Raw genomic sequence first — 10,041 nt, 5'->3', positions numbered from 1 at the left:
TGACGCCGCCCTTGAGCATCTCAGCCATGCCGCGCTTCACGCGGCTGCCGCCTGTGATGACAGTGTGCTCGTATGGGAGTGGTTTTCTGGTCATTTCTCGCTCCAAAGGGGCCGGACGCCTGGCCAGGCAGTTATGTTTGCGGTAAAAAGCCCCGGGCATCCATGGAAACCCGGGGCTACAGGTACTTCACCGGTTCAGCACTCGATCACATTCACAGCGAGGCCGCCCCGTGAGGTCTCCTTGTATTTGACCTTCATGTCGGCGCCGGTCTCCCTCATCGTCTTGATGGCCTTGTCGAGGGACACCTTGTGGCTGCCGTCGCCGTGCAGGGCAAGGCGGGCGGCGTTGATGGCTTTGACGCTGGCGATCGCGTTCCGTTCGATGCAGGGGATCTGCACCAGGCCGCCCACGGGATCGCAGGTTAGGCCGAGGTTGTGTTCGATCCCCACTTCGGCGGCGTTTTCCACCTGCTCGGGCGTCCCGCCGAGCACCTCACAGAGGCCGGCGGCGGCCATGGAGCAGGCAGAACCCACCTCGCCCTGGCAGCCCACTTCGGCGCCGGAGATGGAGGCGTTGATCTTGAAGAGAATCCCGACGGCGGCCGCCGCCAGCAGGAAGCGGACAACGCCGTCGTCGTTGGCCCCGGGAACGAACTTCACGTAGTAATGCAGTACCGCCGGCACGATCCCGGCCGCGCCGTTGGTGGGGGCCGTGACGATCCGGCCTCCGGCGGCGTTTTCCTCGTTGACGGCCAGCGCGAACAGGTTGACCCACTCCATGGCCCGGAGCGGATCGGTGACGCCGGTGTCCGCGGTCAGCGTGCGGAACAACGACGGCGCCCGTCGCCTGACGTTCAGCCCGCCGGGAAGGATTCCTTCCGCGGCACAGCCGTTGTCCACGCATGCGCGCATCACCGCCCACAGTGCCAGCAGCTTCTCGCGGAGTTCCGCTTCGCTGCGCCACACTAGTTCATTGGCGAGCATCACGTCGGAGATGGACATGCCTTCGCGGCGGCAGATGGCCAGCAGTTCGTCGGCGGTGGTGAACGGGTAGGGCAGGACGGTGGCGTCGGCCACCACCCGGTCGCCGCCGTCGGCGTCGCCGTCAACGACAAAGCCGCCCCCAATTGAATAGAAGCTCCGTTCGCTGAGGACGGCGCCGGTGTGGTCGAGTGCCCGGAAGGTCATCCCGTTGGGGTGGGCCGGGAGGGACTTGCGGCGGTGCAGCACCACGTCCTCGTCCCAGTTGAAGTCCACCCGGTGGTGGCCGCCGATCCGGAGTTCGGCGTCGAGGGCTGCCGCGGCCACCTGGTCGTCGGCCGTGGAGGTGTCCACGGTTTCGGGGTCCAGGCCCTGGAGGCCCAGCACCACGGCCTTGTCGGAGCCGTGGCCGCGCCCGGTGGCCCCGAGCGAGCCGAACAGTTCGGCCTGGACCCGGACGGTGGAGCTCAGATGGCCATCACCTTTGAGCCCGTCCGCGAACAGTTTCGCTGCCCGCATCGGGCCGACCGTGTGTGACGACGACGGCCCGATGCCAACGGAGAACAGGTCCAGGGCGCTGAGGGCCATTAAGGGACCTCAGGGGAGGCGTATTCCCGCATGGCATCGAGGAGCCAGCGGCCCAGGAACTCTGCGAACGAGGCCCGTGGGAACAGCCGGAAGCTTTCCTCCCCGGTCTTCAGCAGGGTGACCGGGATGTTGCCGACTTCCGTCGTCAGCGCCGTTCCCGGCGTGAAGCTGCGCGGGTGCAGGTCCAGGGCGCAGCCTTTTTCCAGCACTGCCCGCGCCCGCGGGCCGGAGAGTTCAAAGGTGGTGCGGTTGGCGGAGAGGTCCACCACCTGGCCTTCGCCGTCGGCCAGCGCTTCCCGGAGTGCCTGGATCAGGTCGCCGCCGAGGGACTCGTGGGCTTCCAGGGGTGCCACTACCAGGAATTCCTCGGGTCCAAGCCACAGCACGGAGGTGTCGCCGGCACCGCTTACGGCGCCACACGTTGCGGGCAGGCCGCCGGTGACTGACGCGATCCGATGCCCGGCGTCGGTGTCCCGGCCAACCCGGATGCCCACCATGGTCAGGAATGTGATTTCGCTCAGTTCCACGGTTCCGCGGACGGAGCCGGTTTCAAATGCTGCCCTGAGCAGCGCAGCCGGGCTGGTGCGGAGGGCGAGGTTGGTCTCGTGGGAGGTTTTGGGTGCTGCTGTGTTAGCCATCTTTGCGGGTCCCTTCGGGGTCAAAAAGTACGGTTTCGGCGACGATAACGTCGACGAGCTGGTCTCCGGCGGCGGCCACGAGGGTCTCGCCGATCCGGTTACGGCCGTTCTTGATCAGCGCCAGGGCGAACGACCTGCCAAGCGCGGCGCTGTGGTAGCTCGAGGTCACGAAGCCCTGCATCGGGACGGGTCCGTAGGCGGGGTTTGTGGTGATCCCCTTTTCCACGAGCTGGGTGCCTTCCGGCAGCCGCAGCGTTCCGTCCACGGGAAGGACACTGACCAGGTGCTTGCGGTCCTCGCGCCGGGCGTCGGCCCGGGCGTAGGAGCGCTTGCCGATGAAGTCCTTGGCCTTGGAGACCACCCATTCCATCCCGGCGTCCTGCGGGGTGACGGTGCCGTCGGTGTCCTGCCCGACGATCGGGTAGCCCTTTTCGGCCCGGAGCACGTGCATGGTTTCGGTGCCGTACGGGGTGATGTTGAATTCGGCCCCCGCGGCGGCCACAGCTTCCCACGTGTTCAACCCGTACCAGGACGGCACGTTGATCTCGTAGGCCAGTTCACCGGAAAACGAGATCCGGCAGATCCGCGCCTGCACGCCGGAGGCGAGAGTGGTTTCGCGGAAGGTCATGAACGGGAAGGCTTCCGCCTCCAGCCCGCCGCCGGCGGCGAGTTCCGGTGCCACCTTGGCGATCACCGCACGGGATTTAGGCCCGACGACGGCAATGGTGGACCACTGTTCGGTCACCGAGGTGCAGTGCACGTCCAGTTCAGGCCACTCGGTCTGCAGCCATTCCTCCAGCCAGTCCAGCACCTTCGCGGCGCCGCCGGTGGTGGTGGTCATGAAGAACCGGTCCTCGTCGAGGCGGAGGGTCACGCCGTCGTCGAAAATCATGCCGTCCGCCATGCACATCACGCCGTAGCGGGCGGACCCCGGGGCGAGCTTCTTGAACGCGTTGGTGTAGATCCGGTTGAGGAACTCACCGGCGTCCTTGCCCCGGATTTCGATCTTGCCGAGCGTGGTGGCGTCCATGAAGCCGACGGAGTCGCGGACGGCGCCGCACTCGCGCAGCACGGCCGTGTCCATGTCCTCCCCGTCCTGCGGGTAGTACCAGGGGCGCTTCCACTGCCCGACGTCCTCGAACAGCGCGCCCTGTGCCACGTGCCACGGGTGGATCGACGTGACGCGGGCGGGGTCGAACAGTTCGCCGCGCTGGCGCCCGGCGAGTGCCGCGAAGGCCACGGGGGTGAACGGCGCCCGGTAGGTGGTGGTGCCGATGTCGCCGATGCCCCGGGACGCTTCGCCGGCCTGCCGGAGGGCCGCGGCGATGACACCGATCGCGTTGACGCCGGACGTCTTGCCCTGGTCGTTGGCGGTGCTGATGGAGGTGTAGCGCTTGATGTGCTCCACGGACCGCATGCCGGCCCCGGTGGAGCGGAGGACGTCGGCCACGGACTGGTCCCGCTGGAAGTCGACGAAGTGGTGGTGCCAGTCGTCCGGCGTGCCGGCCTGCCCGGGAACCAGCCACAGCTGGCGGGTGGGGCCTAAGGCTTTCGGCTCGCCGAAGACGGACGGCTTGATGGCGGATTCGAAGCCCGCGGCGATGGCGGCCGAGGCTCCGGCGGAGATGCCTTCGGCGAGGCAGTCCCCGAGTTCGAAGCTGCCGCGGCCGGAGCCAATGGTCTGCTGGTTCGGGACCACGGTGCTCGGCACGAAGGCCGCCAGGTCCTCGTCCCAGCGCAGCTTTCCCTGCCGCTGCGAGTGCAGGTGCACCAGCGGGCTCCAGCCGCCGGAGACTGCCAGCAGGTCGCAGGCGATCTCTTCGATGCCGGAGGTGAGTTCACCGTCGTCGTTGATGCTGCGGACGGTGACGGAGTTCAGCCGGCCTGTGTTTGTTCCGGCCGCACCGGACCCGGCAGAGGCGGTGTTGGCCACGGCACTGCCGATCAGCACCCGTGTCCCGGATTCGACGGCGGCGGCAGCCACCGGAGAAATGCCGGGGCGGGCGTCGACGACGGCGGCGACCTTGACGCCGGCGGCCCGCAGGTCCGCAGCCAGGGCATAGGCGCTGTCGTTGGTGGTGCTGATGACCACCCGCTGCCCCGCGGCGACGGCGTAGCGGTTGAGGTAGCTCCGGACGGCCGAGGCGAGCATGATGCCCGGGCGGTCGTTGTTCTCGAAGACCAGCGGGCGTTCGTGGGCGCCGGGAGCCAGGACAACCTGGTTGGCACGAATGTGCCAAATACGCTGCCTCGACACGCCGGGGGCGGCGGGGCTGGACAGGTGGTCCGTGCGGTTCTGGACGGCGATGACGTAGTTGGCGTCGTAGGCGCCGAAGGCCGTGGTCCGGTTCAGGACGGTGCACTCGGCCGCGGAAACGAGTTCGGCTTCGACGTCCGCCACCCATTCCAGGGCCGGCTTGCCCTCGATGGTCTCGGCCAGGCCCGGGGCCGTGGAACCGGAGAGGAGCGTGCCGCCCAGTTCGGGCTGGTCGTCCATGAGCATCACCCGGGCGCCGGTGCGGACGGCTTCGCGGGCCGCGGCAAGGCCGGCGGGGCCGCCGCCGATCACCAGGACATCGGTGTGCAGGTACTTCTTGTCGTACTCGGCGCGGTCTTCCTCCGGGTCCAGCCGGCCCAGGCCGTTCAGCAGGTCAGCCTTCAGGCCGTCCACCAGGGTGACAGTGGTGGCGGGAAGCATGGACTCGGCCACGTCGCCCGGGAACCGCGGTTCGACCCGCACCAGCGCGTTGGGCTCTTCCACGCCGGCGGCCATGATGCCGCGGGGGCGGTTCTCGTAGAGCGAATTGCCGGCGGCCACCCGGCCGTTGGCGAGCAGGGCCGAAGCGATCGTGTCACCGGGGTGTCCGGTGAATTCCTCTCCGTCCACGGTGAAACGCCAGGAGATGCTGCGGTCGATGCGTCCGCCGGCGGCGAGGCGGGCGTTCTGGGAAGTCACTTGGTTGCTCCTTCCGGGGCGGTGGTGCCGGACTGGGTCGTGCTGGTGGCGGTGATGCTGGTTGCCGAGGTGCTGGGGGCGGCGTCCCCGGTGGTGGTGCTGTCAGCCGCGAGACTGGCAGTTCCGGATTCGGCCGCGTTGGGGGCAGCAGTTGCAGGCCGCGGCGTGCCCATCGGGTAGACGGCCTGAATGTCGTAGGTGACGGTGTCGCGGAGCATGTTGAACCACTGGCGGCAGCCGGTGCTGTGCAGCCAGCGCTCGGCGAAGATGCCCTTGGTGTTGTCCCGGTAGAACAGGAACTCGGCCCATTCGCGGTCGTTCAGCTCATTCGGGTTCTCCGGGTAGGGCACGTGGGCCTGGCCGCCATAGTGGAACTCGGTCTCGTCGCGCGAGCCGCAGTTGGGGCATGAGATAAGCAGCATGTGCGTCTTCTTTCTGATGGACGGCGGCTAGTGGGCGACGGCGGCTGCGCCGTGTTCATCGATCAGGGCCCCGGTTTCGAAGCGCTCAAGCGCAAACGGCCTGTTCAGCTCGTGCGGCGTGCCCGTGGCGATGGTGTGCGCGAACGTTAGCCCGGCAGCCGGAGTGCCCTTGAAGCCGCCGGTCCCCCAGCCACAGTTGACGAACATGTTCTCCACCGGGGTGGTGCCCACGATCGGGGAGGCATCCAGCGTCGTGTCCACGATCCCGCCCCAGGTCCGGAGCACATGCGCCCGGGCGAAAATGGGGAAGAGTTCGACGGCGGCAGCCATCTGGTGCTCGATCACGTGGAACGAACCGCGCTGGCCGTAGCCGTTGTAAGAGTCCACTCCGGCGCCCATCACCAGTTCGCCCTTGTGCGCCTGGGAGACGTAGACGTGGACGTGGTTGGACATCACCACCGTGGGGTGGACCGGTTCGTGGAGTTCGGACACCAGTGCCTGGAGCGGGTGGGACTGGATGGGCAGCCGGAAGCCGGCCATTTCGGCCAGGACCGAGCTGTGCCCGGCCGCGCACAGGCCCACCTTTTCGGTGTGGATCGTGCCCTGGTTGGTTTTGACGCCGACGACGCGGTTCCCGTCCTTGAGGAAGCCGGTGACCTCGCAGTTCTGGATGATATCCACGCCCAGCTCATCGCATTTGCGGGCGAAGGCCCAGGCCACGTGGTCGTGCTTGGCGATGCCCGCCCGCGGCTGGTAGGTGGCGCCCATGACGGGGTAGCGGATGTTATCGCTGATGTTCAGGATGGGGCACAGTTCCTTGACCTGGTCCGGCTCCAGCCATTCAGCGTCCACACCGTTGAGCTTGTTCGCTCCCACGCGCCGGATGCTTTCACGGACATCACCGAGGGTGTGGGCCAGGTTCATCACGCCGCGCTGGCTGAACAGGAAGTCGTATTCGAGCTCTTCCGGCAGGATTTCCCACAGCTTCAGGGCGTGCTCATAGATGGCCGCGCTCTCGTCCCAGAGGTAGTTGGAACGGATGATGGTGGTGTTGCGGGCCATGTTGCCACCGGCCAGCCAGCCCTTTTCCAGGACGGCGATGTTGGTCATCCCGTGGTTCTTGGCCAGGAAGTACGCCGTGGCCAGGCCGTGCCCGCCGCCGCCGACAATCACGGCGTCGTAGGAGGACTTGGGCTCCGGGTTCCGCCAGAGGAAATCCGGGTGCTCCGGAAGCAGATCGCCCATCATGCCACCTCGTTCGCGTCAGAGGAAAGGTTGGGGTAGAGCGGGAACTTTCCGGCCAGGATTTCAACCCGCTGCCGGAGTTCCGCCACGGTCTCGTCGCTGAACTCGCGCTTGAGTGCTGCGGCGATAATGTCCGCGACCTCGGTGAATTCTGCCTTCCCGAACCCACGCGTGGCCAGTGCCGGCGTGCCGATCCGAAGACCGGAAGAGACCATCGGCGGACGCGGGTCGAAGGGCACGGCGTTGCGGTTGACCGTGATGCCGATCCGGTGCAGGCGGTCTTCGCCCTGCTGGCCGTCCAGTTCCGAATTGCGCAGATCCACCAGGACCAGGTGCACGTCGGTGCCACCGCTGACTACGGTCACGCCGGACTCTGCAACGTCGGCAGACAGCATGCGTTCTGCGATGATGCGGGCACCTTCCAGGGTGCGTTCCTGGCGGTCGCGGAACGCCGGCTCAGCAGCGAGCTTGAAGGCCACAGCCTTCGCGGCAATGACGTGCTCCAGCGGGCCACCCTGCTGTCCGGGGAACACCGCGGAGTTAACCTTCTTGGCGATGTCGGCGTCATTGGTCAGGATCACACCACCGCGCGGGCCGCCGAGCGTCTTGTGGGTGGTGCTCGTGACGATGTGGGCGTGAGGCACGGGGTTGGGGTGAAGCCCTGCGGCCACCAGGCCTGCGAAATGGGCCATGTCCACCATCAGGTAGGCGCCCACCAGGTCCGCGATGCGGCGGAATTCGGCGAAGTCCAGCTGCCGGGAGTAAGCGGACCAGCCGGCGACGATCAGCTTCGGCTTGTTCTCAACCGCCAGGCGCTCGACTTCAGCCATGTCAATTAGCATGGAGTCCTCGCCGACTCCGTACGGGACCACTTTGTAGAGCTTGCCCGAGAAGTTGATTCGCATCCCGTGCGTCAGGTGCCCACCGTGTGCGAGGTTCAGCCCCAGGATGGTGTCGCCGGGCTGGATCAGGGCGAACATCGCCGCTGCGTTGGCCTGGGCGCCGGAGTGGGGCTGCACATTGGCGAATTCGGAGCCGAACAATGACTTAAGACGGTCGATGGCCAGCTGCTCGACCACGTCAACGTGTTCGCAGCCGCCGTAGTACCGCTTGCCCGGGTAGCCTTCGGCGTACTTGTTCGTCAGGACGGAGCCCTGCGCCTCCATGACGGCACTCGGCGCAAAGTTTTCGGAGGCGATCATCTCCAGCGTGCCCTGCTGGCGCAGGAGCTCCTGCTGAACGGCTGCGTGGATCGCAGGATCGGTCTCTGCGAGCGTACGGGTCAGAACGTCGACCATCTTTTCTCCTCTGCCATCTAATATCCTGTTGATATATTAGTTTCGTGACTCAAGTATGCTATCCAGGCCGGTGGGTGTCAACAGATTTTTCAGGCCGTCCCAGAGGTGACCCAGAGGCGCCAAAAGCGCGGCTGGAAGGGCCGCGCTTTTGGTAACACATGGAGGGGTGGGGCTCAGATCAGGTGAAGAGCGCCTTGCGGACGGCATCCTCGAAGCCACTGACGTGACTCCTCGCCAGGTCACCGGCCCGCGCCTCATCGCCGTCGATCACTGCGCCGAGCAGGTCCAGGTGCTCGTGCACATGGCGGGAAAGATCGGGAAGGCGATCCAGCACCATGCACCAGATGCGGGTGGCGAGATTGTCGTACCGGATCAGCACGTCCTCGAGGTGGGGATTGGCCGCAGCCGCGTAGATGCCTTGATGGACGCGCGCATCAAGGCGCAGGGTTTCAACGACGGAGGCCGCATGGGTATCGAAGGATTCAACAGCCCGCATCACAGCCCGCAGCTGCTCCCGCTGCCGTTCCGTGGCCACCCTGGCGGCACGGGACGCTGCGAGCGGTTCAAGCTGTGTCCGGATTTCTGAAATGAAAGCAAGGTCGGTCACCTCCACGCGGGTGGCAAAGGTGCCCCTGCGCGGATACGAAACCACCAGGCGGTCAAGCTCAAGCCGCTTCAAAGCTTCCCGCACCGGAGTCCGCCCCATGCCGAGGTCCTTGGCGAGGTGGTCGTCGTTAAGGAGAGCGCCGGGTTTGATGTCAAGCATCAGCAGCCGGTCGCGGATGCGCTCGTACGCCACGTCCGCCAACGACTTCTTGACCGCATCTTCCACGATCGCCAACGCCTCTGCTGCCATAACCTGGACCCCTTTCCATTCAAGCCAAACAGGCTATTGACCTCGCCCACTGACCAGTATACGCTGATCCCAGCCCTAATATATCAGTTCATGATCTGAGAATATATCTAACGGGAAGATACCTAAAGGAGGAGACATGACCCTTGTGGCAACAGACTCATCAACCAGCACGCTGACTCAGAACGACCCCCGCGTGAAGGACCAGGCCCAGAAGTTCGTACTCACACTGTCGTGCGTCGAACGTGCCGGTATTGTCCAGGCGGTCACCACTTTTCTCTTCGAACGTGGCTTCAACATCGACGAGCACCAGCAGTTCGACGACGGGCTCCGCGAGACGCTGCACCTGCGCACCGCATTCTCGGGTTCCCCCGAGTACACGCCGGAGCGGCTCCAGGAGGAGTTCAGCGCCATTGCGGACCGTTTCGACATGAAGTTCAGCTTCCATGACCAGACCAAGCAACGCATCCTCGTGATGGTGTCCAAGTTCGGCCACTGCCTGAACGACCTGCTCTTCCGCTGGCGCGGGGGAAGCCTCGGCGGCGACATCGCCCTTATAGTTTCCAACCATGAAACGCACCGGGCCATGGCCGAGGCTGCCGGCCTCCCCTTCATCTATCTCCCGGTAACCCCTGAGACGAAGTCAGATGCTGAACGGCGCCTGCTGGAACTGGTTGACGAGCACAACATCGACCTCGTCGTGCTCGCCCGGTACATGCAGGTACTGTCCGACGACCTCTGCCGCTCCCTGGAAGGCCGGGCTATCAACATCCACCACTCCTTCCTCCCGGGATTCAAGGGTGCACGCCCTTACCACCAGGCGTACGACCGTGGAGTCAAGCTGGTGGGCGCAACGGCCCACTACGTGACCGCGGAACTGGATGAAGGGCCAATCATCGAACAGGAAGTCATCAGGGTCGACCACAGTTACGGACCGAACACCCTTTCAACAGTCGGGCAGGACGCCGAAGCCCTGGCGCTCTCCCGCGCCGTGCGGTGGCACTGCGAACACCGTGTGCTCCTGGACCAAACCAGCACCGTAGTGTTCCGCTAAGCACCA

8 protein-coding genes are annotated in these 10,041 nt (G+C 65.9%); 1 reads left to right on the top strand and 7 read right to left on the bottom strand.

Annotated elements, in window-relative coordinates; all coding sequences use genetic code 11:
- Positions 1 to 195 precede the first annotated feature (195 nt).
- From J7I79_RS20780 to J7I79_RS20750, 7 genes are all read right to left on the bottom strand, one after another.
- A complete protein-coding gene (locus J7I79_RS20780) occupies positions 196 to 1,569 on the bottom strand; it encodes an L-serine ammonia-lyase (protein WP_214956551.1) in 1,374 nt (457 codons plus the stop codon).
- Positions 1,569 to 2,207, bottom strand: coding sequence for a sarcosine oxidase subunit gamma (locus J7I79_RS20775; protein ID WP_214956543.1), 639 nt, complete (start codon positions 2,205 to 2,207; stop codon positions 1,569 to 1,571). The genes J7I79_RS20780 and J7I79_RS20775 overlap by 1 nt, the downstream gene beginning before the upstream one ends.
- Entirely contained in the window at positions 2,200 to 5,163 is a 2,964-nt protein-coding gene (locus tag J7I79_RS20770; protein ID WP_214956541.1) for a sarcosine oxidase subunit alpha family protein, read from the bottom strand. The genes J7I79_RS20775 and J7I79_RS20770 overlap by 8 nt, the downstream gene beginning before the upstream one ends.
- Positions 5,160 to 5,585 carry a sarcosine oxidase subunit delta gene (locus J7I79_RS20765; protein ID WP_214956539.1) on the bottom strand — a complete coding sequence of 142 codons (426 nt, stop codon included), beginning with the start codon at positions 5,583 to 5,585 and terminating at the stop codon, positions 5,160 to 5,162. The genes J7I79_RS20770 and J7I79_RS20765 overlap by 4 nt, the downstream gene beginning before the upstream one ends.
- A gap of 27 nt (positions 5,586 to 5,612) precedes the next feature.
- Positions 5,613 to 6,830, bottom strand: a complete 1,218-nt coding sequence (locus J7I79_RS20760; RefSeq protein WP_214956538.1) for a sarcosine oxidase subunit beta family protein — start codon at positions 6,828 to 6,830, stop codon at positions 5,613 to 5,615.
- Positions 6,830 to 8,128 carry a serine hydroxymethyltransferase gene (gene glyA, locus J7I79_RS20755; protein WP_214956536.1) on the bottom strand — a complete coding sequence of 433 codons (1,299 nt, stop codon included), beginning with the start codon at positions 8,126 to 8,128 and terminating at the stop codon, positions 6,830 to 6,832. The genes J7I79_RS20760 and glyA overlap by 1 nt, the downstream gene beginning before the upstream one ends.
- A 178-nt stretch (positions 8,129 to 8,306) precedes the next feature.
- Positions 8,307 to 8,984 carry a GntR family transcriptional regulator gene (locus J7I79_RS20750; protein ID WP_214956534.1) on the bottom strand — a complete coding sequence of 226 codons (678 nt, stop codon included), beginning with the start codon at positions 8,982 to 8,984 and terminating at the stop codon, positions 8,307 to 8,309.
- Between the two features lie 136 nt (positions 8,985 to 9,120).
- On the opposite strand from J7I79_RS20750, the gene purU reads away from it, so the two are divergent.
- Entirely contained in the window at positions 9,121 to 10,035 is a 915-nt protein-coding gene (gene purU, locus J7I79_RS20745) for a formyltetrahydrofolate deformylase (RefSeq protein WP_214956532.1), read from the top strand.
- The last annotated feature ends 6 nt before the right edge of the window (positions 10,036 to 10,041 follow it).

Source organism: Arthrobacter sp. ISL-69, from assembly GCF_018613775.1.
GTDB lineage: Bacteria > Actinomycetota > Actinomycetes > Actinomycetales > Micrococcaceae > Arthrobacter.
Note: the sequence above shows the minus strand (reverse complement) of the source record. Positions and strands in the feature narration are given on the sequence as shown.

Excerpts from the sequence above, each read along its gene's own strand:
- glyA (WP_214956536.1), bottom strand. The coding sequence starts at position 8,128 with ATGGTCGACGTTCTGACCCGTACGCTCGCAGAGACCGATCCTGCGATC.
- J7I79_RS20750 (WP_214956534.1), bottom strand. The coding sequence starts at position 8,984 with ATGGCAGCAGAGGCGTTGGCGATCGTGGAAGATGCGGTCAAGAAGTCG.
- J7I79_RS20775 (WP_214956543.1), bottom strand. The coding sequence starts at position 2,207 with ATGGCTAACACAGCAGCACCCAAAACCTCCCACGAGACCAACCTCGCC.
- J7I79_RS20780 (WP_214956551.1), bottom strand. The coding sequence starts at position 1,569 with ATGGCCCTCAGCGCCCTGGACCTGTTCTCCGTTGGCATCGGGCCGTCG.
- J7I79_RS20765 (WP_214956539.1), bottom strand. The coding sequence starts at position 5,585 with ATGCTGCTTATCTCATGCCCCAACTGCGGCTCGCGCGACGAGACCGAG.
- J7I79_RS20760 (WP_214956538.1), bottom strand. The coding sequence starts at position 6,830 with ATGGGCGATCTGCTTCCGGAGCACCCGGATTTCCTCTGGCGGAACCCG.
- purU (WP_214956532.1), top strand. The coding sequence starts at position 9,121 with ATGACCCTTGTGGCAACAGACTCATCAACCAGCACGCTGACTCAGAAC.